This window comes from Natrinema amylolyticum, from assembly GCF_020515625.1.
GTDB lineage: Archaea > Halobacteriota > Halobacteria > Halobacteriales > Natrialbaceae > Natrinema > Natrinema amylolyticum.
Window position 1 is genome coordinate 234700 of record NZ_JAIWPJ010000002.1, and the last position, 22459, is coordinate 257158.

At 65.7% G+C, this 22459-nt stretch carries 30 protein-coding genes and 1 tRNA gene; 17 read left to right on the forward strand and 14 right to left on the reverse strand.

Annotation, left to right across the window (positions count from 1 at the left end; translation table 11 throughout):
* The first annotated feature begins 24 nt into the window (after positions 1-24).
* The 8 genes from LDH66_RS11355 (at position 25) to LDH66_RS11390 (ending at position 3518) form a co-directional block, all read left to right on the forward strand.
* Positions 25-375 (forward strand): hypothetical protein, encoded by a 351-nt coding sequence (locus tag LDH66_RS11355; protein WP_226481191.1) that lies wholly within the window; start codon positions 25-27, stop codon positions 373-375.
* 86 nt (positions 376-461) lie between these two features.
* Complete coding sequence (locus LDH66_RS11360) at positions 462-740, forward strand: ubiquitin-like small modifier protein 1 (RefSeq protein ID WP_226481192.1); 279 nt, start codon at positions 462-464, stop codon at positions 738-740.
* A 75-nt stretch (positions 741-815) separates the two neighbouring features.
* Positions 816-1025, forward strand: a complete 210-nt coding sequence (locus LDH66_RS11365; protein WP_226481193.1) for a hypothetical protein — start codon at positions 816-818, stop codon at positions 1023-1025.
* Between the two features lie 117 nt (positions 1026-1142).
* Positions 1143-1913 (forward strand): AzlC family ABC transporter permease, encoded by a 771-nt coding sequence (locus LDH66_RS11370; protein WP_226481194.1) that lies wholly within the window; start codon positions 1143-1145, stop codon positions 1911-1913.
* Entirely contained in the window at positions 1903-2223 is a 321-nt protein-coding gene (locus LDH66_RS11375) for an AzlD family protein (RefSeq protein WP_226481195.1), read from the forward strand. The genes LDH66_RS11370 and LDH66_RS11375 overlap by 11 nt, the downstream gene beginning before the upstream one ends.
* Before the next feature lie 61 nt (positions 2224-2284).
* A complete protein-coding gene (locus tag LDH66_RS11380; protein ID WP_226481196.1) occupies positions 2285-2545 on the forward strand; it encodes a MoaD-like domain-containing protein in 261 nt (86 codons plus the stop codon).
* Positions 2546-2944, forward strand: a complete 399-nt coding sequence (locus tag LDH66_RS11385; RefSeq protein ID WP_226481197.1) for a DUF8048 family protein — start codon at positions 2546-2548, stop codon at positions 2942-2944.
* A 121-nt stretch (positions 2945-3065) separates the two neighbouring features.
* On the forward strand, positions 3066-3518 hold the full coding sequence (locus LDH66_RS11390; RefSeq protein ID WP_226481198.1) for a pyridoxamine 5'-phosphate oxidase family protein: 453 nt from the start codon (positions 3066-3068) through the stop codon (positions 3516-3518).
* 48 nt (positions 3519-3566) lie between these two features.
* Here LDH66_RS11390 and LDH66_RS11395 read toward each other — a convergent pair whose 3' ends face one another.
* Together LDH66_RS11395 and LDH66_RS11400 are read right to left on the reverse strand one after the other, a co-directional pair.
* Entirely contained in the window at positions 3567-3716 is a 150-nt protein-coding gene (locus tag LDH66_RS11395; RefSeq protein ID WP_226481199.1) for a DUF7560 family zinc ribbon protein, read from the reverse strand.
* 185 nt (positions 3717-3901) lie between these two features.
* Positions 3902-4561 carry a helix-turn-helix domain-containing protein gene (locus LDH66_RS11400; RefSeq protein WP_226481200.1) on the reverse strand — a complete coding sequence of 220 codons (660 nt, stop codon included), beginning with the start codon at positions 4559-4561 and terminating at the stop codon, positions 3902-3904.
* 248 nt (positions 4562-4809) lie between these two features.
* Here LDH66_RS11400 and LDH66_RS11405 point away from each other — a divergent pair, with 248 nt between their 5' ends.
* Complete coding sequence (locus LDH66_RS11405; protein ID WP_226481201.1) at positions 4810-5196, forward strand: winged helix-turn-helix domain-containing protein; 387 nt, start codon at positions 4810-4812, stop codon at positions 5194-5196.
* 152 nt (positions 5197-5348) lie between these two features.
* On the opposite strand, the gene LDH66_RS11410 is transcribed toward LDH66_RS11405, so the two are convergent.
* The 4 genes from LDH66_RS11410 to LDH66_RS11425 form a co-directional block, all read right to left on the reverse strand.
* The gene (locus LDH66_RS11410; RefSeq protein ID WP_226481202.1) at positions 5349-5945 is read right to left on the reverse strand and encodes a YIP1 family protein; all 597 of its coding nucleotides are present in this window, start codon (positions 5943-5945) and stop codon (positions 5349-5351) included.
* A gap of 244 nt (positions 5946-6189) precedes the next feature.
* Positions 6190-8118: an aldehyde ferredoxin oxidoreductase family protein gene (locus LDH66_RS11415; RefSeq protein ID WP_226481203.1), complete on the reverse strand. Its 1929-nt coding sequence runs from the start codon at positions 8116-8118 to the stop codon at positions 6190-6192.
* A 264-nt stretch (positions 8119-8382) separates the two neighbouring features.
* Positions 8383-8571 carry a DUF1328 family protein gene (locus LDH66_RS11420; protein ID WP_226481204.1) on the reverse strand — a complete coding sequence of 63 codons (189 nt, stop codon included), beginning with the start codon at positions 8569-8571 and terminating at the stop codon, positions 8383-8385.
* Positions 8572-8683: 112 nt separating this feature from the next.
* Entirely contained in the window at positions 8684-10576 is a 1893-nt protein-coding gene (locus tag LDH66_RS11425) for a bacterio-opsin activator domain-containing protein (RefSeq protein WP_226481205.1), read from the reverse strand.
* A gap of 103 nt (positions 10577-10679) precedes the next feature.
* Here LDH66_RS11425 and LDH66_RS11430 point away from each other — a divergent pair, with 103 nt between their 5' ends.
* Positions 10680-10871 (forward strand): HVO_0649 family zinc finger protein, encoded by a 192-nt coding sequence (locus LDH66_RS11430; protein WP_226481206.1) that lies wholly within the window; start codon positions 10680-10682, stop codon positions 10869-10871.
* Positions 10872-11266: 395 nt separating this feature from the next.
* A complete protein-coding gene (locus LDH66_RS11435) occupies positions 11267-12316 on the forward strand; it encodes a hypothetical protein (RefSeq protein WP_226481207.1) in 1050 nt (349 codons plus the stop codon).
* 49 nt (positions 12317-12365) lie between these two features.
* Here LDH66_RS11435 and LDH66_RS11440 read toward each other — a convergent pair whose 3' ends face one another.
* Positions 12366-12935, reverse strand: coding sequence for an NUDIX hydrolase (locus LDH66_RS11440; RefSeq protein ID WP_226481208.1), 570 nt, complete (start codon positions 12933-12935; stop codon positions 12366-12368).
* Between the two features lie 196 nt (positions 12936-13131).
* Between LDH66_RS11440 and LDH66_RS11445 the strand changes: the two genes are divergently transcribed.
* The gene (locus LDH66_RS11445; RefSeq protein ID WP_222919920.1) at positions 13132-13407 is read left to right on the forward strand and encodes a PadR family transcriptional regulator; all 276 of its coding nucleotides are present in this window, start codon (positions 13132-13134) and stop codon (positions 13405-13407) included.
* A 78-nt stretch (positions 13408-13485) separates the two neighbouring features.
* Here LDH66_RS11445 and LDH66_RS11450 read toward each other — a convergent pair whose 3' ends face one another.
* From LDH66_RS11450 to LDH66_RS11460, 3 genes are all read right to left on the reverse strand, one after another.
* Positions 13486-13740: a DUF7511 domain-containing protein gene (locus LDH66_RS11450; protein ID WP_226481209.1), complete on the reverse strand. Its 255-nt coding sequence runs from the start codon at positions 13738-13740 to the stop codon at positions 13486-13488.
* 261 nt (positions 13741-14001) lie between these two features.
* A complete protein-coding gene (locus tag LDH66_RS11455) occupies positions 14002-14730 on the reverse strand; it encodes a profilin-fold protein (protein ID WP_226481210.1) in 729 nt (242 codons plus the stop codon).
* Positions 14731-14801: 71 nt separating this feature from the next.
* A complete protein-coding gene (locus LDH66_RS11460) occupies positions 14802-15155 on the reverse strand; it encodes a hypothetical protein (protein ID WP_226481211.1) in 354 nt (117 codons plus the stop codon).
* Between the two features lie 180 nt (positions 15156-15335).
* Between LDH66_RS11460 and LDH66_RS11465 the strand changes: the two genes are divergently transcribed.
* The 4 genes from LDH66_RS11465 to LDH66_RS11480 all read left to right on the forward strand — a co-directional run bounded on the left by LDH66_RS11465 (position 15336) and on the right by LDH66_RS11480 (position 20118).
* On the forward strand, positions 15336-15725 hold the full coding sequence (locus LDH66_RS11465) for a PPOX class F420-dependent oxidoreductase (RefSeq protein WP_226481212.1): 390 nt from the start codon (positions 15336-15338) through the stop codon (positions 15723-15725).
* A gap of 193 nt (positions 15726-15918) precedes the next feature.
* Entirely contained in the window at positions 15919-17499 is a 1581-nt protein-coding gene (locus LDH66_RS11470; RefSeq protein ID WP_226481213.1) for an acetolactate synthase large subunit, read from the forward strand.
* 143 nt (positions 17500-17642) lie between these two features.
* Positions 17643-19760, forward strand: coding sequence for a hypothetical protein (locus LDH66_RS11475; protein ID WP_226482006.1), 2118 nt, complete (start codon positions 17643-17645; stop codon positions 19758-19760).
* A 133-nt stretch (positions 19761-19893) separates the two neighbouring features.
* Positions 19894-20118: a hypothetical protein gene (locus LDH66_RS11480; protein ID WP_226481214.1), complete on the forward strand. Its 225-nt coding sequence runs from the start codon at positions 19894-19896 to the stop codon at positions 20116-20118.
* Positions 20119-20433: 315 nt separating this feature from the next.
* Here the strand turns inward: LDH66_RS11480 and LDH66_RS11485 are convergent.
* The 3 genes from LDH66_RS11485 to LDH66_RS11495 all read right to left on the reverse strand — a co-directional run bounded on the left by LDH66_RS11485 (position 20434) and on the right by LDH66_RS11495 (position 21842).
* Positions 20434-20506: transfer RNA gene (locus LDH66_RS11485), tRNA-Pro, on the reverse strand.
* Between the two features lie 103 nt (positions 20507-20609).
* Complete coding sequence (gene trmY, locus LDH66_RS11490) at positions 20610-21212, reverse strand: tRNA (pseudouridine(54)-N(1))-methyltransferase TrmY (protein WP_226481215.1); 603 nt, start codon at positions 21210-21212, stop codon at positions 20610-20612.
* 72 nt (positions 21213-21284) lie between these two features.
* On the reverse strand, positions 21285-21842 hold the full coding sequence (locus LDH66_RS11495; RefSeq protein ID WP_226481216.1) for a metal-dependent hydrolase: 558 nt from the start codon (positions 21840-21842) through the stop codon (positions 21285-21287).
* Between the two features lie 109 nt (positions 21843-21951).
* Here LDH66_RS11495 and LDH66_RS11500 point away from each other — a divergent pair, with 109 nt between their 5' ends.
* Positions 21952-22137, forward strand: coding sequence for an HVO_A0556 family zinc finger protein (locus tag LDH66_RS11500; RefSeq protein ID WP_226481217.1), 186 nt, complete (start codon positions 21952-21954; stop codon positions 22135-22137).
* Between the two features lie 62 nt (positions 22138-22199).
* Here the strand turns inward: LDH66_RS11500 and LDH66_RS11505 are convergent, their stop codons facing one another.
* Positions 22200-22373, reverse strand: coding sequence for a hypothetical protein (locus LDH66_RS11505; protein WP_226481218.1), 174 nt, complete (start codon positions 22371-22373; stop codon positions 22200-22202).
* Between the last annotated feature and the right edge of the window lie 86 nt (positions 22374-22459).

Genomic DNA, 22459 nt, shown 5'->3' on the forward strand with positions numbered 1-22459 from the left:
CTTCCGTGCCAGACTAGAGGAGATATGGAATTCGCTGTGTCCCGAACTGGGACGACGCTCGTCACGCTCCACGGCGGCTCGGACACGACCGCCCGTGACGAGGCGACGACGACGCTCGCGGACACCTTCGAGACGCTCGCCGCCGAGGAGACGATAACCGACTGGGAAGTCGGGGACGCAGACGTCTACGAACATCCGACCGGCCCGTTCGATCCGTACACGATCGCGCTCGAGTTCGCGGTGACGGTGACCGTCGAGGCCGCCGACGCCGAGGACGCGGCCGAGGTCGGCGCGAGCGCGATCGACGAGGCGCTCGCTGACGCCGATGTCGACTCCGTCTCGTACACGTCGTCGCCGACGACGTCGGCGGCGTGAGTCGGACCCGATCACGGCCGCTGGTCGCTCGACCGTGAGTCGCGGGTATCGCCCGGACTTATGTCGTCCGAACACGATTGTGGCGTATGGAAATCGATCTCCGGTTCTTCGCTACCTTTCGGGAAGCCGTCGGCGAGAAGGAGCGAACGCGCGCTGTCGACGACGACGCGACCGTTGGCGACGTCCTTACCGCCCTCGAGAGCGAGTACGACGGCCTCGAGGGGCAGTTGCTCGAGGACGGAGCGATCCGACCGCAACTGAGCGTGCTGAAGAACGGCCGCAACGTGGTGCACATGGAGGGCGTCGACACGTCGCTCGAGGAGGGCGACGTGGTGTCGGTGTTTCCGCCGGTCGCCGGCGGGTAACGGCCGGCGGAGATCCGCTTCGGCGGCGACGGGGATCACCCCCGTATTTTTATCAATTCCGTAAGAGTATCGCGTATGCTCGACGCAGTCGCGGAACTGGTGGCCGAGTTGGGGTTCGACTGGCTCCTCCACCGGAACGAACACCGCACGATGACCCAGCAGTTCTGTCTGTTCTTAGGCATCGTCTTCGGACTGTTCGCGGTCGCGCTGGCCGTCGTCAGCGGACCGTTGTACGGAGCCGCGCTGGGAATCGTCGCACTGGGGCTGCTCTGGTACGGCCTGTGATCGCCCGCTGTCCGGACCGGAAAGCGGTGTCCCACCGCAGTGTCTGCGGACGTTTTCGAGAACGCTTTACGCTTCGTTCGACTCCAGAAATCCGTGACGGGAACTGCCGCTCGCTAATTGGCCGGACGCCCCTGTCCACCTGGCGAGCCTACTGCGGGACCGTCTGTCGCCGATACTCCAGACGCCGCGAGCGACGGGAGCGAGACGGTCACGTTCGACCGCTCGGGGATCCGGGCCGGCTTTCTCACCTGTCTCCCGGTCGCGCTCGGCGTCGGCGGCTACGGAATCGCCTTCGGCATGCTCGCTCGCCGGGCCGGGCTGAGCGTCGCCGAGGCGGCGCTGATGAGCGCAACCGTCCTCGCCGGTGCCGCCCAGATCGTCGCCGTAGAGCTCTGGGCGGAACCGCTGCCGGTCGCGACGATTCTCCTCGCGACGCTCGCGATCAACCTCCGCTACTCGCTGATGGGCGCGGCGCTCGGACCCTGGCTCAAGCGGCTCTCGGCGCTGCGAGGCTACGGGAGCCTCCTCCTGATGGCCGACGAGAACTGGGCGCTGACGATGCGCGACCTCCGATCCGGCAGCGGTCGGGGGGCGTTCCTGCTCGGGACCGGCATCGCGATGTGGGTCTTCTGGGTCGCGTCGACGATCGTCGGAGCGGCCGCGGGCGGCGTGATCGGCGATCCGACTCGGTACGGCATCGACTTCGTCCTCGCGGCGGTCTTCGTCGCGCTCGCGGCCGAACTCTGGGAGGGGCGCTCGACGCTCGTCCCGTGGCTCGTCGCGCTCGCGACCGCCGTCGTCGCGGCGGAACTGGTCCCCGGCCAGTGGTACATCCTGTTGGGCGGCGTCGTAGCGGCCACCGTGGAGGTGATCCGCCATGATCAGTGAGGGCGCCCTCGCGCTCGACCCGTTGGTGGTCGGGACCGTCCTCGCGATGGCGCTCGTGACGGCCGTCACGAAGATCGGCGGCTTCTGGCTCCTGCGCCGGATCGAGGTGAGTGAGCGCCTCGAGGCGGGGCTCTCGGTCCTGCCGGGAGCGATCGTGATCGCAATTCTCGGGCCGGAGCTGGCGGCCGGTGGGCCGCCGGAGTGGGGCGCTGCGGGCGTCGTCTTGCTGATCATGTGGCGAACGGAGAACATCCTGCTGTCGCTGTGTGGTGGCATCGGGGCCGTGGTCCTGTTCCGCGCGATCGTGTAGCGTCAGTCACACTCGGTGCCGACGAACACGAATTTATCCGTTCGGCCGCCGAACGTGCGGTATGGGAACTCGTCTCGAGCGCTCCTTTCGCGGCATTTCCGAACGGCTCGTCGTCCGCTACCTGACGAATCTGGGCGGCGAACGGGTCGACGATGACACCGTCGCGGGCGACGACTGGACGGCGACGTTCTCCGCAGAAACGGTCGATATCGGTCCCTCACTGAAACTGACCGAGGTGACGATCGTCTTCGAGGGCGACGAGGAGACCCTCGAGCCGCTCGTCGAGAAGTTCGCCCAGAAGGCGATGCGCGCGGGTGGCTAGATGGCGGGTCAGCCGATCGAGGGGCAGGTGCTCGTGCTCACGGCGGCCAAGGCGAGCGTCCCACCGACCCGGCTGCCCGACCTGGTCGAGCGCGCGCAGGTAGCGCTCGGACCGAAACTCGAGCGGTATCGTCGGGAGTACGAGCGGCTCTACGCGGCCGACGACCGCGAGATCTTCCTCGTCGACTGGGGCCACTGGGAGGCCCTCGGCGACGAGATCAGGCTGAGCGACCGCGAGCTGTCGGCCGTCCGCCGCGCACACGAGGAGCAGTTGTTGCGGATCGGCCGGCGAACGGATCGCGAAGACGAGTTCGAGACGGCGCTCGAGATTCGGGAACCGGTGGTCGTCGGGACCGGCGGAAACGAATCCGCCGGTGACGACGGAGACGGCCTCGAGTAGCCGAACCGACCGTTCGCGGACGACGACCACCGTGACGCGACCGACGCCGCGCTCGCGACGCTCCTCGCGGTCGATGGCAACTATAAAGATCGTGTTTCACCTTTGGCAAACCACTGAGACGATGGCTATCGACCAGGAAACCGAGATGACCGACGCGGAGATCGACGACTTCCTCAGTCGTCACGAGACGGGGGTGTTGTCGCTCGCGCGCACGGACGAACCCTACGCGATTCCGATCTCGTACGGCTACGACGACGGCGATCGAGCGTTCTACATGCGGATGGTATCGACGCCGGAGAGCGAAAAGCGCCAGTTCCTCGAGTCCGAACCCGAAGCGCGCCTCGTCGTGTACGACGAAGTCGACTCGACCTACCGGAGCGTCATCGCCACGGGAGACCTCGAGAGCATCGCGCCGTCGGAACTGACGCCGGACGAAATCGCCCAGTACGGTGACGCGAAGCGGCCGCTGTTCGAGATCTGGGCCGAAGGAAAGGACGCGCTGAACATCGAACTCTACCGACTCACCCCGGCGACGCTCAACGGGCGGCGGACGGAAGTCGACCGCGAGGAGTGAGACGCGGAGACCGAGACGCGGACGGGATCGATCGCGAGGGGAGCGAGGTCAGTTCGTCTCCTGTTTGCCGACGAACGCCGACGACGTGACCGACGCCCCGCAGACCGGACAGCCATGCGATATCGTGGCCTCACGCATCGATTCGTTGACCTCGATTTCCTGCCCGCACTCCGGGCACGTGAACTCGTATCTACTCATGTCAGGGGGTGAGTCGCGCGAAACTTCGGTTGTCTACCGTATAGCTGTGCGCCCAGTATATATAGGGTTGCGGTTCGGTGCCGGTCCCCTGTAGGTCCCGTTACGTTCATAGGGTTCGAGTCGTGGCTTCCGTTCGGTCCGATCGCGTTCGACCGCCTCGAGTCGAACGGGATTCGAGACGACGGCTACTCGTGATCCAGAATCGCATCGAGCAGCTTCGTCTGGGCCGCCGCGAGGTGTTCGGTGAACGTCGTGCCGGTGATCCCGAGCTCGTCGGCGACCTCGCTGGCGTTGGCCCGCTTCGGGTGTTCGAAGTAGCCCATCCGGTGGGCCGTCTCGAGGACCTCAGTCTGGCGGTCGGTCAGCGTGCTCCGATCGACGAAGACGAGGTTTCGTTCGTCGTGGTCCTGCTGGGACTGGAGCAGCCGCTGGACGTCGAGGGTCGCGTACCGCTCGCGCAGATCGCCGATGATGGCCTGGAGCGCGTGCATATCCGGCGCGTGAAAGGTCAGGTACAGCGCCGCCCCCTGCGTGCGGACGTCGACCACCGGGCAGTCGTGTTCCTCGATACACTCGCAGGGACAGCCGCGGCCGAGTTCGCGCTCGAACCGGTAGACCGAACTCGAGCCGTAGGAGAAGATCGGCGACAGGTCCGCGTCGACATCGAACGCGTCGGGATAGCTGTCGGCCTCCAGCATGAACTCCTCTGTCACGCGCTCGGGCGCGGACGGGTTGGTGCTCCGCGAGACGGAGTGGACCCGCCCGCTCGTCTCGGCCGAGGCCTGCGCGACGACGCAGTCGGGCGGGTCATCGATCTTCACTTCCGCGCGAATCCCCGAAGCCATTACTCACTGCTGGGAAGTCAGTCCCCCTAAACCCTGTGTCCGCGACCTGTGACCGCGTCGGTCACGGCAACCGATCGGTGAGACGGCCGCCGCGGCGTGTGTCCAGTGAGGGGCGTCTCCTTGATCGCCCGCTCGAGAACCCGTGCGAGACAGCCTCATGGCGACGATTCAGCGACCCCATATAAAGCACCCTGTATTTATTGGGACTCATTTGGAGGGGTCAGGGTCTGTACTACGAAGTGTAACAGATGCCCGCTACGAACCCTGAATCCCGGAAACGAGGCTGGCAGAGCGACGAGTCGACCGACCCGCAGGCGATCCTCGCCGCGCTGGACGACGACGCCTGTCGAGCCATCCTCGAGGCGACGACCGAGGAGTCCCTGACCGCGACGGAAGTCTCCGAAGAGTGCGACATTCCGATGTCGACGGCCTACCGGAAAGTCGAGATGCTGACCGAGGCCGATCTGGTCGACGAGCAGGTCCGGATCAACACCTCCGGCAAGCACGCGACCGAGTACTCCACGAGCTTCGACGACGTGCTCGTCTCGATCGCCGACGGCAGCGTCGAAATCGAGTTGACCAAACCCGACGCCGAACCCGACGCCGGTTCGTCCTACGCCGTTGCGGACGACTGATTCTCTGCGCATCTCTGCGGGTAGCCGCCGGCACTGTTCGGATCGTAGCAGCGTGGACGAGACGGTGATGTCCCGATCGGTTCGTCTCGAGTAATCATCCGGACGTCAGCGGTCGTATTCGCGCGATAACTCGAGCGACGATCGTGATTGGGCTATGCGACGAGTTCGAACAGGAGCATGGCCGGCTCCGGTTGCGGCTGTGATCCCATATCGAGGACGAACGCGGCAATCACGGCAGCGAGGGCGACGGTAACGGGAATCAGGAACACGATCGGAGCGAGGATCGCGGCGATCGCGGCCTTTCCAGTCGAGATGTCGTGAAACGACGATAGTCCCTTGATCTGCAGGTAGAGACCGTACAGTCCGACCGCGAGGTTGACGAGCGGGATCCACCACAGGCAGTACCGAACGACGGTCGGGAACGCGTACGCTTCGAGCGTTTTCGACACCCCGCGTGCGCCGAAGAGATACGCGATCCCGTGAGCGAGTAACGCCTCGATGAGCCCCAGGATCCAATATACGACGCCGAGTCCCAGAAAGAGTCCCAGACCGATCGCTGCGTTGCTCGGTGACGTGATGTTAAGTGCCGCAGAGAGTACCGCGACCGGCAGCATCACGGCGAGATACGAGAGCAGCATGAACGCGATCGGATAGCCGATCCCGTGGGTCTCGTCGTACGCCGAGAAGAACGTTCCCGGATCCTTGATCATGTAGCCGTTTACCTCCTTCCATTGATTCAGTAGACTCATACAACCACGTACGAGTAAGATTATAATAATGTATCGAAATAGGTCATCTCTCTGTCCCGGCCGCTCGAGGGGCGAACAGCGCCGAATAGATACTCACAGATATCTACTGACAATTTCTAATACGTATTGCTTGTTCGAACTGTTCACTCGTATTGGACGGGCGACCGCCTCGACATGAGATCGACTTCCAGTCGTCACGCCCTGTGAAAAAACGACGCCGAACCCGAACGGGTCGAGACCGCGACTAGTCGTCGCTCGGTGCGGCCGCACCGCCGTCGTCGGCACTGACGCCCGTGCCCGGACCGAGGTCGATCCCGAGTTCATCGAGTTTCTCGTCGGGGACGACGCCGTCGACCCAGCCGCGGTGGTCGTAGTACTCTTCTTTCATCTCCTCGAGTTCGCAGTACTCGCCCTCCGAAGCGCCCTGACCCGGGATGCCGTCCTCGAGGAAGCGCTCGGGCAGCGAGTCGTCGCTGCCGTCGAAGCCGTTCAGGTTGTTGTAGTAGCGCTCGAGATTGTAGACTCGCTCGCCGGCCTCGAGGAGTTCGTCCTCGGTAACGTCGCGGCCGGTCATACCGTTGTACTGCAGGACGTACTCCTCGATGCCCTCGGCGAAGGCGTTGAACTTGCAGATATCGAAGGAGTCGCTGATGGCGTGGAGGTCCTGGAACTGGGCGGTGAGTTCGCCTTTCCCCTCGTACTCGTAGGGGTCGACCTTCTCCGGAATGCCCAGGATCTCGGCGGCGGGCGTGTAGCCGCGCAGGTGACAGGCCCCGCGGTTCGAGGTGGCGTAGCCGATGCCCATCCCCTTCATACAGCGCGGGTCGTAGGCCGCGATCGTCTGGCCCTTGACGGCCAGCGAGTTCTCGTGGGCGTCTCTGCGGTCGGCGACCCGGCGGGGCCCCTCGGCCAGCAGATCGGCGAGGTCGTCCTCGCGGCGGGCGATCCGCTCGATCATGTCGATCATCGTCTCGGAGTCTCCCCACTCTAACTCGCCGACGCCCTCGAGTTTGCCCTCTTCGGTCATCTCCATGGCCATCGCCATCATGTTGCCCACGTCGATGGTGTCGACGCCCATGTCGTTACAGCGCTCGAGCATGACCGCGATTTCGTCGCGGTCAGTGTGGCCCGAATTGGGGCCGAGCGCGTACGCCGACTCGTACTCGTAGGACTCGGTGCGGACGTTCAGCTCCTCGCCCTTGTGCATCACGTCGACTTCGACTTCCTTCTTGCAGGCGACCGGGCAGGAGTGACAGGTCGGCTCGTCGACGAGGATGTTCTCGCGGACGTTCTCGCCGGAGACGCGCTCGGCGTCGATGTCGACGCCCTCCGCGTCGCGCATGCTCTCCGTCGAGGTGTACTTCCCGTTCTTCGTCGGGAGTCCGTCCATCTCCTCGCCGATGTTCATGAGGACGTTCGTCCCGTACATCGAGAGTCCGCCCTCGTTAGGTGCGGTGACCTCCGACTCCGTGATGGCCTGCATCGCCTGCTGGTGGCCTTCCTTGAAGGTCTCCGGATCAGCCGGCTTGGGCATCTTCGTAGTCGACTTGACGACGACCGCCTTGAGGTTCTTCGACCCCATCACACAGCCCGTGCCGCCCCGTCCCGAGGCACGGTCGTCCTCGTTCATGATGCAGGCGTACTTGACGCCGTTCTCGCCGGCCGGCCCGATCGCCATCAGCGAGAGGTTCTTGCCGTAGGACCCCTCGAGCTCTTCCTCGAGCTGATCTCGCGTCTCGTGAACACCCTCGCCCCAGAGGTGGGAGGCGTCTCGCAGTTCGACCCCCCCGTCTTCGACGTAGGCGTACACGGGTTCGTCGGCCTCGCCCTCGAAGCACAGCCCGTCGAAGCCGGCCCACTTGAGCCGAGCGCCCGACCAGCCGCCGTGGTGGCTGTCGGTGACGGTGCCGGTCAGCGGCGACTTCGTACAGACGGCGATCCGGCCGCTCATCGTGACCTGCGTGCCCGACAGCGGCCCGTTCATGAACGCGAGCAGGTTGTCGGGTCCGAGCGGATCGACCTCCGGTCCTTGTTCGAAGACGTACTTTACCCCGAGCCCCCGCGCGCCGATATACTTCTCTGCGTCCTCGTCGTCGATCGACTCGTACGCGACCTCCCCGTCCGAGAGATCGATGCGGGCGACCCTGTCTTGAAATCCGCCGAGTTCTGTCATGGTAACCGTTCGCTCTTGTATACGTCCTCCAAAGTGTTAGTCGTTCTCAGCCACATATAACCGATACTGGTTACGTGATCGAGAGCGAAAACACAGTATTCATCGCTCGACGGAATCGACAGCGACTCGAGACGAACGGCCGGCCGCGCTGGCAAGTACTGCGGAAACGTAACCGTCAATACTCACGTCTGCGCGGGCAATCGACGAGAGAGTCCGGCCGGACGACGTGCGGACCAGTCTCGGCGGTGTCCGGCGTCGCGGCGGCTATAACAGTAGCGCGACCACCGCGAGGATGATGAAGATCAGGACGAAGATCCGTGCGATCTCCATCGAGATCCCGGCGACGCCGCGGGCGCCGACGGCGGCGGCGACGATCGCGAGGACGAAGAAGATGATCGCCCAGTACAGGAAGCCACCGCTGCCCATCTGCAGCGGAGTTGCGAACGCGAACATACCAACGGCTCCCACGACGACCCACATAAATCTCGGCGACCGTCCGTTACCGTTCTCGGTGCTAAGCCGCGGCTACAGGTCTCGAGCCGTGACAGTCACTGCGACGGGACCGCTACGCGTCCCCGAAGAAGGCCCGACACAGTTTCGCCTCGGCCGTCCGAAGGTGTTCGTGGAAGGTCGGCCGCGAGACGCCCATCGATTGGGCGAGTTCCTCGCCGGTCGTCGGCCGGGGCCACTCGAAGTAACCGCCGAGATAGGCCCGCTGTAACGCGCCGAACTGGCGGTCGGTCAGCGCCTCCTCGAGGCGGGCGGCGAACTCCTGACGAGTTTCGCCGTCGCGCTCGCGCTGCCGGAAGGAGACGACGTCGGTTCCCTCGTAGCGGTCCTCGATCGCCTCGACGACCGAGCGAACGTTCGCCGAGCGCGGGATTTCCAACGTAATGCGTGCGCGGCCGGTCTCGGCTTCGATCGCCTTCGTTCGGGCGCCGCGTTCGGAGAGCCAGCCGACGAGGTCGTGTCCGCCCGTCAATTCCACGAGACACTCTTCGTCGCGCTCGACGATGATTCGACAGTCCACGTCGGCCAGATCGTCGGCGACGGCGGCGATCTCGTCGGCGCTCGCGCCGGTGACGGTAAACAGCGACGCCGTCTCGTCGTCAGTCCGGTGGACCGACCGGCGGTACTCGAGTCGGCAGTCCGCCTCCGCCGAGAGGGCGACCGGTGCGAGAGTGCGATCGGTCACCTCGAGTTCGACGGCGACGACGGCGTCGGTCGCGAGCACGCGGCTGGTCTCGCGGGCGTTGACGCCGCTGGCGACCGCGCGGGCGAGCGCGGAGAGGATTACCGTTTCGCGGTCGTCGATCGTTCGATCCGTCCGTATCGTCACCACGCCGTATTCGATCCCGTTGTACGACAGCGGGAACGCGGCGCGGGTCCGTCCGTCGACGGTGTCGACGGCGGGTTCGGTCGTCGCGAGCGCCTCGGCGGCGGGGTGATCCGCGTCGGTTGCGACGGTCTCGTCGTCCGGCCCGTCGCCGGCGCTCGAGCGGACGTCGATCGTCCCGGTCGCGGGATTTCGCTCGCCGATCCAGACCCCGTCGTAGGCGTCCTCGGCGGCGATCCGTTCACAGACCTCGCTCTCGAGTTCCGAGCGGTCGGTCGAGCCAGCGACGACGGCCGTGACATCCTGAATCAGTCCCTCGACGCGATCGAGGATGTACTCGAGTTCCTCGGTCCGGCGCTCGAGGGCGATTTCGGCCTCCTTGCGCGCGGTAACGTCGTTCTGGAAGCCGACGTAGTTGGTCACGCGGCCGTCCTCGTCGCGGACGGGGGCGATGGTCACCTCGTTCCAGAACTCGGTGCCATCCTTGCGGTAGTTCTTCAGTTCGACGGTGACGGGACGGTCCTCGTCGATCGCCGCCGCCATCTCGGCGATCGCCGCCTCGTCGGAGTCCTCGCCCTGGAGGAACCGACAGTTCCGGCCGACGACCTCGTCGTACGTGTAGCCGGTCATCGCCTCGTAGGCTTCGTTGACGTACACGAGCGGGTTGTCCTCGCGGTCCGGATCGGAGATGGTGATCCCAACGGGGGCTTCCTCGAGCGCGCGGTCTTTCACCAGCCGATCGCTCGCGTCCGATCGCGAGTCGGTCACGCTATCGGCGCTGGCGTCGGCCCCCGCGTCACCGCGGTCGAACGTAATCGTCGCACCGCTCGCCCCGCGGTGGAGACGCGCACTCTCTCGGTCGCCCTCGAGGTCGACCCGCCGGGCGGTCCCGACGGTCGTCTCGTCGATCGCCGCCGCGAGCCGATCCCACTGCGCGCCGAGTGCGGTCGTCGCCTCGCGGTCGGCGTCGCCGAGTTCGAACGCGTCGCGGGCGGCCTCGTTCGCGTACGTGATCGTCCCGTCGGCGACCGCCACGACCGGATCGACCACGTGCTCGAGGGCACGGGCCGCCGCCGTGGCGTCGCCGACGGAGCCGCCACGCTCCGTGTCGACATCGTCCATACGTCCCCTACGGATGGCTCCCTAAGAACCGTTGTGATCGGTCGACGGTCGGACCGGCACGGGCCGGGCTAGTGTTATATGGTACCGCGTTGTACGGTAACACATGTCAGTGTACCGATCGCCCTTCGAGCGTCTCCGCGAGAAGTTCGACGAGTCGGAGCTGCGCTGTCCGGCCTGTGGCTACGTCGACACCGACGGCGGCTGGCGCGTTACCACCTCGGGGGGGCGAGTCCGTTACCAGTTCGTCTGTCCCACCTGCGACGCCGTCGAGACGAGAGAGCTCCGACTCGAGTAACGGAACGGAACCGGCTTTCGACGCCGTTCTCGAGCGACTGCGTCGGCGATCGACCGGTAGTGACGACCGTACGCCGGGCCGCCGTCACGGAAACGGCCTCGGCCGTCCGCACGCTTCTCCCGTTTCGTCACGGAAATCGCTGCTTTGCGCGGTAACGGATCGCTGAGGATGGATAGACGCGTCTCACGGCCCTGTGCGACCGTGTGATGGAGTAGCTGTGCTATCGGCACATCGTCTCCGCCCGGTACCGTCACTGGCCGAGGGTTTTCGTCGAACAAGGGACGATCGAATCGGCCGTAACCGATCGCTCCCGTGCCCGAAACATCGGTTTTCTCCGCGGTAATTCCGTAACAGTCGGCCTGTTTTAGCCCCGCGACGACCCTACGTCGGCGCGTATGGTTTCACGACCGCGAACGATCGGCGTCGCTTTCGTCGCGCTGTTGGTCCTGCTCTCGGGGGGTCCCGCCCTCGTCGGTGGAGCGACCACGAACACAGCCGTGGACGACGCCGGAGACATGGGCGACACGAGCGCAACGCTCGAGAACGTACAGGTTGGCACACTCGAACTCGAAAACCTCACCGTCGAGAACGCCACGATCGAGGAACTTACCGTCCAGCAACTGGATATTCAGGGCGGTGACGAGCTCCAGCAGCAACTGAACGAGAGCGAATCGAACGAATCCGCGGCCAACGAGTCCGCGGCCAATCAGACCTCGGAGGAGGTCGTGATCTCGGACGTCGCGTTCGAATCGCTCGCGCTCGGGAACGTCTCGATCGAAGACCTCGGCGGTGCAAACGCGACCGACAACGAGAGCACCGACGGAGAGAACGCGTCGTCGGGCCTCCAGGACGTGATCGACGAGGACGCCGACAACGTGACGGTACAGAACATGACGATCGAGACGATGAACGCCGATCGGCTGGCGATCGAGGACCTCACCGTCGACGACAGCGGCGGCGGAATCCTCTCGGGAATCTCCGACTTCATCGGTGGATTGTTCGGCGGCGACGGCGGTGACGATGGCGGCCAGAACGCGACCGACGAGAACGCCAGCAGCCAGGAGATCGAGTCGCTCACCATCGAAGAGTTCGACGTCGGCGATCTCACGTTCGAATCCATGACCGTCGGAAGCATCGAGACGCAGGCCGGGAACGAAACGGCCGCCAACGAGACGGGTGCCAATGCGACCGACAATGAGACGGGCACTGATGCGATCGACAACGAGACGTCGATGAACGAAACAGCGATGAACGAAACGGCGACGGGCGAGACGATCTCGTCGGTCGACGCGGGTTCGATCACCGTCGAGAACAGCTCCGCTCAGACCGTCACCCTCGGCGAAACCCAGGGACTGCAGGAATCGCTGCAGCAATCCCAAGGGAACGAAACTGCGACCGAATCGAACGCGACTGACGATACCAACGAAACCAACGAGACGGAGTGACGGGCCGACCGGCACCGCCGGCTCGCAATCGGTTTCGCGTTTCGCCTCGCTATTTTTGGCTCGAGCCGCCGTCCTCGTCGAACAGCCGATAGTACGAGAGGGCGAGCACCGTCCGACCGTCGCGGATCTCGCCGTCGGCCACCGCGTCGGTCAGGGAAGCGAGCGAGCGCTCTCGCACCCGAATGCTCTCGTTGTGATCGAGTCGCTGCTCGGCGGTCGGCCGACAGCCGCGAGCGACGAAGAAGTGTAAGACGGCGTCGGCGATCCCGTTCGCCGGTTCGACGGTCACCAGCGGCTCCACTTCCTCGGCCTCGTGACCGGTCTCCTCGGCGAGTTCCCGCCGGGCCGCCGCCTCGAGATCGTCGTCTTCGGGTTCGGTACCGCCGACGGGGAGCCCGTGGCTGATCCGCGAGACGGCCTGTCGCCACTCGTCGATACAGACGACGTCGCCGTCGGGGGTAAACGGCAGCACGCAGACGCTCGCCGGCTCCGAGAGGTAATCGAACTCGGTGTCGGTTCCGTCGGGAAGTCGAACGGACTCGTTAACGACGTCGAATCCCGGACAGGAGTAGGCTACCCGTCGCTCGCGCGTCTCCCAGGCGAGTGGATCGGTCGGCATACCGGCCGGTACGGCGGTCACCGTCAAAAACGCCGCGTCACGCGGACGAGCTCGACTGCGGGCGAGGAGAATCAAGACTCCCTCGAACTGTCGGTCAGCGCCGATCCTACGCGGTGCGTTCCCGGTCGCGAGAGCGACGTACAATCTCTATAACAAAGCCACGGAACGGTGAACGTCCTCACTCAGAGGATACTCCATGGACCAGCTAACTGGCTTCCAGCGCGATTTGTTGTACGTGATCGCAGGGAAAGACCGGCCGTCAGGGCAGGAGATTCTCGACGATATCAATAGCTACATCGAGCAACCGGTCACGCACGGCCGGCTGTATCCGAATCTCGACACGCTCGTCGAGAAGGAACTCGTCGAGAAAGGCGAACTCGACCGGCGGACGAACTACTACGCGCTGACGCCGAAGGGCCGACGCGCGCTGCAGCGCCGTCAGGAGTGGGTCGACCAGTACGTCGACGTATAGCTCCTGGCCGTGTTCTCTCTCGAGGACGAGACGTCGAGAGCGTCTCGCTTCGACCGCTTCGGCGGCTCCCGAGCGTCATCAGCGGGCGTCATCGAGATCGACGACCGCCTCCAGATTCGCAGTGAGCCAGGCGTTCAGTTTCTTCTCGGTGGACCCCTCGCGGGGGACGAGCGTACAGCGATCGTTATCGGACTGGTAGCGGACGACGATCGCGTCGAACAGGACCGGACCCCCGGGATCGGTCTCGTCGGTGTCGGCCGCATACTCGTGGGCAGTTCCCTCGTCGGCGTGGGCAGAGCCATCCATGATAGTCCAGGCGAGCGTCGTCGCCACCGTCCGATAGACCGAGACGGTACAAAACGACTACTAGTTTGGGTATAGAGCGTTCGGGTCCGCTCGGTATCTCTCCGAAACGCTCGCGCGTACTGCCCTGGGACGGACTCGACCGGCGACCGCTGAATCCGGTTCGGTTTTGGGCCGCCGATCGAGACGCCAAATGCGGTCGCCGTCGCCCGTGTAGGGATCGACAAACGAGAGAAAGGACACCGTACAGTCCGAGCGAGACGCTGCGACGGGGTCCCTGCGGTGTGGCGTCTAGATATCGTCGAAGCTGACGCCCTCGAGGTCCGCCTCGAGATCGGCGACGTGGTCGTTGAAGTCGGCGACGAAGGCGGGAACGTCGTCGGCCAGTCGGCGGACTTCGGGGGCCGGCGGCGGACCGTACTGCGAGAGGAGGTAGACGCCGTCGGAGCCGCCGACCCGCAGGTAGGAGGCGCGGTCTTCCTCCCACTTCAGCTCCCAGCGGGTGCCCGATATCGTCGTCGAATAGGTGCCGTACTCGCCGTCGTAGCGGTGAAGTTGGCTCGCCATCGCGTTGCAGACGTCGCGGATGCGATCGACGATTCGATCCCGTTCGGCGACCAGTTCAGCCGTCGATTCGGCCTCGGGGAACTCGTCGGTGACGTCAGTGAGCATCCCGTCGAACGAGCGGACGTACTCGTTGTAGGCCTCGACGAACGCGCCGTAGTCGGCCATCGCCCGCTCGAGGGGCTCGGGTTCGGGCGGCTGCTTGCTCGAGACGACGTAGATCTCCGAGCCGGACTTCGGGTCGAATCGGAGGTACTGCACGTCGCCGGCCTCGTACTTGAGCGTCCAGCTGCCGGCGTCGGTGTTGAACGTCTCCTGGCCGTAGTCACCGCCCTGTAAGACGGCGAGTTCCCGCGCGATCTCGCCGGCGTGCGCTCGAACGCGGGCCGCCAGTTCGTCCCGTCGCTCGGCGATCTCGTCCGTCTCTTCGACGTCCGTCTCGAGTCCCTCGGTCATTACTCGAGGAAGGGAGCGAGGACCGGTAACGGTTACGTCCCGTCTCGGTGGACCGAGAACGAGCGCGGACGCTATTCGCTTTCGTTGCTCTCGTTGCTTTCGTTGGACTCGTTCATCTCGGTCTCGTTCATCTCGGTCTCGTTGGACTCGTTCGTTTCGTTCGTCTCGGTCTCGTTCTCGCCGCCGATATCGGTCTCGTTCGTCTCGTTTTCGGTTCCGACGTCGGTTTCGTTATCACCGGCCGGCTCGTCTTCGATGTCTTGCCCGTTGCCGGTTCCCTCCTCGGCTTCGGTCTCGTCGTCTTCCTCGGTCCCGTTTTCTCCGCCGCCACCTGGGCCGCCACAGCCGGCGACGAGTGCAGTCGAGGCCGCTGCGCCTGTTAGTTTCAGCACTCGTCGACGGGTCGACGGCTGTCGATCACTCATACGGAGGTAGTCGGTATCGAGGTGCATAAGCCGTCAGCCGACACTTGCGTGGTCTCTGGCGCTCTCAGCCCCGAATCCGCTCGTCTGCAGGCGATCGGGTCCGGCGACCTCGAGATCGGTCAATCATAGCGGGTGTAGGCATCACGCCCAAGAACGGGGCCGGCAAACGACGCGATGCACATGGCTTCGATACCCGACGATTTCCACGATCTGTTCGAGAAGGAGACGTTCGCACACGTCGCGACGCTCACCGAAGACGGGCTCCCGCACGTCACACCGGTCTGGATCGACTACGATGAGGACGACGACCGACTCCTGGTCAATACCGAACGCGGCCGTCAGAAGGAACGCAACGTCCGGAACGATCCCAGAGTCGGCGTCAGCATGACCGACCCCGACGATCCCTACCGGTTTCTCTCGGTGATCGGCGAAGTCGAGGAGCTCACCACCGAGGGCGCTCGTGAACATATCGATGAATTGGCCCGGCGCTATCAGGATGTCGACGAGTACCAGCCGACGATCGAAACCGAGCGCGTGATTCTGCGAATTCGAGCGGATCAGGTCCTCTGAGGCCGCTCGGACACCGTAACTGCAGCCTCTCCCGCTATCTCGCTCTCTCCCGCCTTCAAGTCCTCTCCCGCTCCTCGAGCCGCCGGGCCGGATCGAGAGGTCACCCGAAGACGGTCGCGCTCTCGGCGCGGTCGGCCACGTCAAATTTTCGACGGGCGGGCGATTAATGGACGGCGGTGTGGACGGGTCGACCATGCAAACGGCAGCCGACCTGCTGGTCACCTGTCTCGAGGCCGAGGATGTCGACCGCGTCTTCGGGGTTCCGGGCGAGGAGATCGAGGACCTGCTGTTCTCGCTGCGGGACTCCTCGATCCGCTTCGTGCCGACGCGCCACGAACAGGGCGCGGCGTTCATGGCCGACGTCCACGGCCGTCTGACCGGCGAGGCGGGCGTCTGCTGTTCGACGCTCGGCCCCGGTGCGACGAACCTGATGACGGGCGTGGCCGACGCGCAACTCGACAAGAGCCCGGTGGTCGCCATCACCGGCCAGGGCGACCGCGAGCGACTCCACAAGGAGAGCCATCAGGCGCTCGACGTCGTCGACATCTTCGAGCCGATCGTCACGTGGAACACCCAGATCGCCGAGCCCGAGATCACGCCCGAATCGGCCCGCAAGGCGTTCAAACTCGCCGAGTACGAGAAGCCGGGGGCGACCCACCTCGAGTTCCCCGAGGACGTCGCCGCGGCGACCGTCGACGCCGAGCCGATCGAGACGCGCGATCCGGTCCGCCGGCCGGATCCGGACGACGAGTCGGCCGAGCGGGCGGCGACGCTGATCGCCGAGGCCGAGCGGCCGATCATCCTCGCGGGCAACGGCGCGGTTCGGACCCGCGCCTCGGAGAACATCCGCGCTATCGTCAACCGCGTCGGGCTCCCGGTCGTCGAGACGTACATGGGCAAGGGGGCGATCTCCGACCGCGAGCCGGCCTCGCTGATGACGCTCGACTCGGGACCCGAGAGCGAGGCCGCGCGAGCGATCGAGCGGGCCGACTGCGTCGTCGCGGTCGGCTACGACATCGCCGAGCACGATCCGGCGGGCTGGAATCCCGACCTCGAGAAGACCATCGTCCACGTCGATTACGAGCCCGCAGAGGTCTATCGCCACTACAACCCGGATGTGGAGATCGTCGCGGACGTCGGCGCGGCGCTCGGGGCCATCGGCGAGCGCCTCTCGGAGGGCGCGTGTTCGCTGTGGTGTGGCGACCTCCACGACCGCCTGCTCGAGTCGGTGACGGAGCCGCCGGCAGACGACGATCCGGTGACGGTGAGAAACGCGTTGCCACTGTTGCGCGAGGCGATGGCCGACTCGGACGTGCTCGTCTCGGACGTGGGCAGCCACAAGATGGCGATCGCGCAGTCGTTCCCGACCTACGAGCCCAACACCTGCGTGATCTCGAACGGGCTGGCGAGCATGGGGATCGCCGTCCCGGGCGCGCTCGCGGCCGATCTGGCGGTGGATTCGAACGTCGTCGCGGGCACCGGCGACGGCGGGTTCATGATGAACGCGGCCGAACTCGAGACCGCGACGCGGCTGGACTGTAGCTTTACGACCGTCGTGTTCGACGACGAGGATTACGGACTGATCTCGGAGAAACAGGAGGACCATCGCGGCGAACACACCGGGACGGATCTGACGACCCCCGATCTGGTGACGTTCGCTGAGAGCTTCGGGATCGACGCCTATCGTCCCGACACGTGGGCCGAGATCGAGTCGGCGTTCGCGGAGGCGGTGCCGTCCGACGAGTTGGCGCTGATCGAAATCGGGCTCGAGTGAGGCGGCCCGCGGTCGGGCGCGGACACGGACGGAAGGATTCTTGAGCCGATGCGCTCATGGAGGGGTATGACCGAGACAGGAGCGGTCGCGCGGGCGACAGGCGTCGATTCGGCGACGGATCGTGATACCCCGTGACCGACGGGATGGAGGCCGACGTGGACCGGCGAACGGTCCTCGGCGCGCTCGCCGGCGTCGGCGGGGCCGCGCTCGCCGGCTGTTCGGCGTTCGAACGAGAGGCCGATGGTCGGACGAATCAGGTCGACGACGAGACCGCTCGATCGCTGGCGACGCGGTTCGCGCCCACGCTGTACTTCGACAGTCGCGAACCGTGGTTTCCGACGGATCCGCGGCCGTACACCAGCGAGCGGGACGGCGAGACGGTCGTCACCGGCTTCGACGCCGTCGACGGCTACCACGAGCGCGTCAGCGAGGGGAGCCCGCCGAATCCGACCGTCTTCTATCACGCCGTCGAGTACGAGGAATCGCCGCTCGCCGTCGTCCAGTTCTGGTGTTACTCGGCGTTCGATCAGTTCACGACCAACTTCCACTGGCACGACTGGGAAGTGTTGCACGTCTTCGTCGACACGGAGACCGACGAGCCCCAACTGTACGTCGCCAGCTCTCACTCGCGGACGGTCCCGAACAACGAGTTCCTGGATCCGGACCCCGATATGATCCCCCGCATCCTCTCGGAGCTGGGCTCGCACTCGAGTGCGCTCTCGGTCAACGAGGTCGCCGATCGCTTCCAGCGAGTCGCCGTGGAGGACCTGCTCGCGGATATCACGAACACGGCAATCGAGGGCATCGAGGACCTCGCCGACGTGCCGCTGGCGTACGGCCTGCCCCGCGACGAGGGCTCGCGGCTCCCCTATCTCGTCCCGGAGTACGAGGGCGAGCCGATATACGAGCACGAGCGACTGCCCTCCGTCACGCGGGAGTCGCTGATCGACGACGACCTGACCGTTCGGTCGTTCGACGCACTGACGTCGCCGCCGACGGATCTCCCGACGCGCGAAACGGGGCTCGTCTTCCGGCACCGCGAACGGGCGAACGACGACGAGGGCGAGGCCGATATCGAGTACGACCTCGTGCCGAGCAGCGACCTCGAGCACATCGCGGACTTCACCGGGCCGCAACTGAGCTTCGAGTTTTCCGTGCCGACGGCGGTCGAGGACGCCGTCGCCGGCCACCTCACGGCGACGGGGACGCCGTGGAGCCAGCCCCGGTACGACAACCCGGCCGCGGACATCTCCGTGCCGAACCACCGGACGGCGCTGGCCGAGCGCTACGACGCTATCGGCGAGGCGGCACCGATCAACACCGTCGTCAGCCGCGTCACGGACGTGATCGCGAGCGACGACGCGCCGGCGGACGAGGGGCTGACCACGACCGAGGTCGATCTCGAGGCGGTCGTCCTGCTCGAGAGCGAGCCCGAGGCGGTCCCGACGTTCGGGGGGATCGCCGTCGCGCGGGACGTTCCGGCCGGCGATCACCGGCTGACGGTCAACGGTGCGGGGCGAGCGCCACACAGCGAGCGCGTCAGCGTCTCGGGCGACGGGGCCCCGACGGCGGCGGGCGTCGACGGCGAGATCCCGCTGGTCGCCCGCGATCGGGCGACGAAACTGGAAGTCGGCGACGAAACGGGGGCGAGCGACCTCTCGAGGGTGGCCGTCGAGGACGACTTCGCCGGACGCCTCTACGAGTCGTCGGTCGATGGGAGCGACGCCATCTACGTCGACCGCGGCGGAGCCTATACGACCGAGGTGCGAGACGGGGACGACGCCGTCGGTGCCTATCGAGTCAACCCGGACCCCGACGCCGAATCGGCGGTCCGCATCGAGCGTCCGGAGACCGGCAAAGCGTCGCTCGCGGAGTACGTGGCCGACGTCGCCGAGGAGACCAGAGCGGAGATCGCGGCGCTCGGGGACGAGGACGATGCTGACGACGGCGATAGCGATGACGACGACGATGACGAGAAAGGGCGCAGGGGTCGCGGCTCGTCGAACGCCGTCACCGGACTCGAGCGCTCCCTCGCCGCCGTCGTCGACGCCGCACAGCGAGCCGCCGAGCGGGCGCGCGCCAAAGAGCGCGGGAACACCGACAAGCAACTCGAGAACGTCCTCGAGCGCCTCCGGCGGGCGGAGGAGCGACTCGCCGAGGCGCGGGGCGACGTTCCGGCCCTGCTCTCGAACGCGACGGGGAAGCGACTCGAGCAGGCCGATCGGCGCTCCGAGCAGGCGCAGCAGGCTGAGAAACTCTAATCGGCGGATTGGCGTCTCGAGAGCGAGAGTCGAGTCGCCTCGAGACCGCCACCGACCGATAGTCGGCCCGCGAAACCCGGGGTACTTTCCGTTTGGGGGCCGTTAACAGTGTACTGCGAGTGGATCCATTTCAGTGACACAATCCGACGGAGAGAGGGAGAAGGCGGCCGGTATCTGTGCCAACTGCGGCGAACTCTTTACCGTGTGGGCGTGCCGGGACGGAACGGTTCGACCGGTCAGTCCCCACAACGCCTGTTCGTGCGACGACCCGTCGTATCGGGTCGTCGACGAGGACGAGGTCTTCGACGGCGTGGACGAGGCCGTCGGAGCGGACGAGGAGGAGTGGCCCGATGTCTGATCGCGTCGGCGAGCGGCTCGGTCATCGACGCGATAGTCGGCGATGAACTGACCTCGAAAACTATTCTTTCTAAAACCAGTCAGCGAACGGTACTGATGGGGCGATGGAAGGCCCCCACTACGGACTCCCCGCTAGCGCTCGTCGTTGCGAAGTGGGGTGAAAATGGGCCGGCGCGAATTCGAACTGGGCAAGACGGTCGCGCTCACTCCGTTCGCGTGCTGCGGCTTGCTGGCTCGAATTCGCTTGGCGAAACGACTTCCCCGCACTTGGAACGCCTCGCTGTCGCTCGGCGTTCGGAGAGTGCGGGAAAGGTAGTGGGCCGGCGCGAATTCGAATCGCGGTTACGGCCACCCGAAGGCCGAAGGATACCAAGCTACCCCACCGGCCCGCATTCTGAGTGTACGCGTCCGGTCGTTTAACGCTTCCGGATCGGGCGTCGAACCGCCCGACGGGAACCTGTTCTCGAGATCCGAGATCCGCCGAAATCCCCCTCAAAACCGCTCGTAGCCGTCCGTATCCAGAACGTGATGTGCGACGGTGATCGCCTGATCGGCGTGCAGCAGTTTCGGTCCCAATCGAAGCCGCTGGTTGGCGACGTCCTCGAGCAGCGCCGTCTCCTCGGCGGTGAAGTCGCGGTGATCGGAGAGCACGAAGATCCCGTTCTCGAGCGCGTCTACGTCCGCGTCGATGACCGCCTTGCCGTCCTCGTGAAGCTGGACGATCGGGCCGTCGTCGGCGATTTCCTCGAGCGTGCCCTCGAAGCCGCGGCGGTAGACTTCGATCCCCGGACTGGGCTCCGCGGGGAGCGCGCCGATGGCCTCGTCGCGGTGCTCGAGGGCCTTGCGGACCAGCGCGGCGGTGCTGCGCTCGTCGGGGTTGAGCCGCTGGAGGTCGCTGCCGTCGAAGGTGATGGTGAGCTCGTTCTGCGCGATCAGGTGGACGCGGACGTCCTCGCGGATGCCGTGGGAGGTAACGAACGCGGCGGTGATCGACCGGCAGAGCGCGTCGAGGCGACCGGCCCCGCCCGCGAGGTCGTCCAGCGAGAAGTCGGGCTCCGTGGGCACGTCGTGACCGATGAGTACGAACTGGCGCATACCGGCGGAACGGCGGCCGACGGGATAGCCGCCACGATTCGGCGTCGGCCTCGTCTCATCGCCGCCTGTCGATCAGGACCGGGTCCCGAGTCGCCGCTCGAGCGAGGTGAAAACCAGTCCGAGCCCGGGCGCGCCGTCGCGGTACCAGGCGAGGACGGCGGCGGCGAAGAGGCCGAACTGGACCCACTCGTAGGGTCCCAGCGCGTAGTAGTGGAGGAACGCGTCGAGGATGCCGGCGACGGGCGCTTCGGGGGGCTGTTCGAGGACCGGCCACAGGAGGTACGACGCGCCCGCGAACTCCCCGGAGAGGACCGCCGGCGGAACGTCCGCGAGGAGGTGCGAGCAGTAGCCGACGAGGAAGCCGACGCCGATCGGTCGGGCCGCGAGCCGATCGGCGACGAGGAGGACGGCCGGCACGAGGAGGGCGACGACGAACAGCGAGTGGGAGAGGGTTCGGCCGCCGGGCAGAACGCCGAAGTTCCACGCGAGCGGTTTGTCGATCAGGTCCGGCGTCTGCGAGCCGACGGCGAGGGCGATCGCCGGGAGGGCGCGCGGCGGCCGGTCGAACCGGCGATTCGTAACGGCGGAGTACAACAGGTACGCGACGGCGAGGTGTCCCCAGGGCCACATCCCGCGGCCGTACATCGGAGACGGACATAGGCGCTTCGACTCGAATCGCGTCCCGACGCTGCATAGGCATGGCCAACCGTTTCCCCGATATCGGGTATGTGGTGACTACATGGCGAAATCAGAGTCATCGGACGCCGGCGGTCACCAGCAGTTACTCGCGATGCTCGAGGGACGGGACTGTCAACACTGTCCGAACGGCGAACTCGAGCGGGGCCGCTACAAGGACAAGCGGGCGATCGTCTGTGACAGCTGCGGGACGCCGCGGGTGCAGGTCTGGTCACCCTCGCTCGACTGACTGCTACGGTCAAGCAACGACGCGGATCCAGCGGTCGGGCCGCTACCGGGATTGGATCGGTACTACCGCTCGAGCGCGCCGATCCAGCCGTCGTCGCCCCGAACGGCACACCAGTCGCCGTGGGCGTCGTAACACCGCGGATCCATCGCTTTCCCGCACCGACACCAGTGCTGTACGTCGCCGGGAACTGATCGGTGACAGAGCGGACAGCGAGTCTCTATGTGAATTGCTACCACAAAACACCACTTAGTGCTTTTCTGCACGTCACTAACTCGTTTCGAGCGGAGACGGAGGGCTGATCAAGGGATCTCGGAGTCGACGA

Bases quoted from the DNA above. Each gene is read 5' to 3' on its own strand.
- LDH66_RS11355 (WP_226481191.1), top strand. From the start codon at position 25: ATGGAATTCGCTGTGTCCCGAACTGGGACGACGCTCGTCACGCTCCAC.
- LDH66_RS11360 (WP_226481192.1), top strand. From the start codon at position 462: ATGGAAATCGATCTCCGGTTCTTCGCTACCTTTCGGGAAGCCGTCGGC.
- LDH66_RS11365 (WP_226481193.1), top strand. From the start codon at position 816: ATGCTCGACGCAGTCGCGGAACTGGTGGCCGAGTTGGGGTTCGACTGG.
- LDH66_RS11375 (WP_226481195.1), top strand. From the start codon at position 1,903: ATGATCAGTGAGGGCGCCCTCGCGCTCGACCCGTTGGTGGTCGGGACC.
- LDH66_RS11380 (WP_226481196.1), top strand. From the start codon at position 2,285: ATGGGAACTCGTCTCGAGCGCTCCTTTCGCGGCATTTCCGAACGGCTC.
- LDH66_RS11385 (WP_226481197.1), top strand. From the start codon at position 2,546: ATGGCGGGTCAGCCGATCGAGGGGCAGGTGCTCGTGCTCACGGCGGCC.
- LDH66_RS11390 (WP_226481198.1), top strand. From the start codon at position 3,066: ATGGCTATCGACCAGGAAACCGAGATGACCGACGCGGAGATCGACGAC.
- LDH66_RS11395 (WP_226481199.1), bottom strand. From the start codon at position 3,716: ATGAGTAGATACGAGTTCACGTGCCCGGAGTGCGGGCAGGAAATCGAG.
- LDH66_RS11400 (WP_226481200.1), bottom strand. From the start codon at position 4,561: ATGGCTTCGGGGATTCGCGCGGAAGTGAAGATCGATGACCCGCCCGAC.
- LDH66_RS11405 (WP_226481201.1), top strand. From the start codon at position 4,810: ATGCCCGCTACGAACCCTGAATCCCGGAAACGAGGCTGGCAGAGCGAC.
- LDH66_RS11410 (WP_226481202.1), bottom strand. From the start codon at position 5,945: ATGAGTCTACTGAATCAATGGAAGGAGGTAAACGGCTACATGATCAAG.
- LDH66_RS11415 (WP_226481203.1), bottom strand. From the start codon at position 8,118: ATGACAGAACTCGGCGGATTTCAAGACAGGGTCGCCCGCATCGATCTC.
- LDH66_RS11420 (WP_226481204.1), bottom strand. From the start codon at position 8,571: ATGTTCGCGTTCGCAACTCCGCTGCAGATGGGCAGCGGTGGCTTCCTG.
- LDH66_RS11425 (WP_226481205.1), bottom strand. From the start codon at position 10,576: ATGGACGATGTCGACACGGAGCGTGGCGGCTCCGTCGGCGACGCCACG.
- LDH66_RS11430 (WP_226481206.1), top strand. From the start codon at position 10,680: ATGTCAGTGTACCGATCGCCCTTCGAGCGTCTCCGCGAGAAGTTCGAC.
- LDH66_RS11435 (WP_226481207.1), top strand. From the start codon at position 11,267: ATGGTTTCACGACCGCGAACGATCGGCGTCGCTTTCGTCGCGCTGTTG.
- LDH66_RS11440 (WP_226481208.1), bottom strand. From the start codon at position 12,935: ATGCCGACCGATCCACTCGCCTGGGAGACGCGCGAGCGACGGGTAGCC.
- LDH66_RS11445 (WP_222919920.1), top strand. From the start codon at position 13,132: ATGGACCAGCTAACTGGCTTCCAGCGCGATTTGTTGTACGTGATCGCA.
- LDH66_RS11455 (WP_226481210.1), bottom strand. From the start codon at position 14,730: ATGACCGAGGGACTCGAGACGGACGTCGAAGAGACGGACGAGATCGCC.
- LDH66_RS11460 (WP_226481211.1), bottom strand. From the start codon at position 15,155: ATGAGTGATCGACAGCCGTCGACCCGTCGACGAGTGCTGAAACTAACA.
- LDH66_RS11465 (WP_226481212.1), top strand. From the start codon at position 15,336: ATGGCTTCGATACCCGACGATTTCCACGATCTGTTCGAGAAGGAGACG.
- LDH66_RS11470 (WP_226481213.1), top strand. From the start codon at position 15,919: ATGCAAACGGCAGCCGACCTGCTGGTCACCTGTCTCGAGGCCGAGGAT.
- LDH66_RS11475 (WP_226482006.1), top strand. From the start codon at position 17,643: ATGGAGGCCGACGTGGACCGGCGAACGGTCCTCGGCGCGCTCGCCGGC.
- trmY (WP_226481215.1), bottom strand. From the start codon at position 21,212: ATGCGCCAGTTCGTACTCATCGGTCACGACGTGCCCACGGAGCCCGAC.
- LDH66_RS11495 (WP_226481216.1), bottom strand. From the start codon at position 21,842: ATGTGGCCCTGGGGACACCTCGCCGTCGCGTACCTGTTGTACTCCGCC.
- LDH66_RS11500 (WP_226481217.1), top strand. From the start codon at position 21,952: ATGGCGAAATCAGAGTCATCGGACGCCGGCGGTCACCAGCAGTTACTC.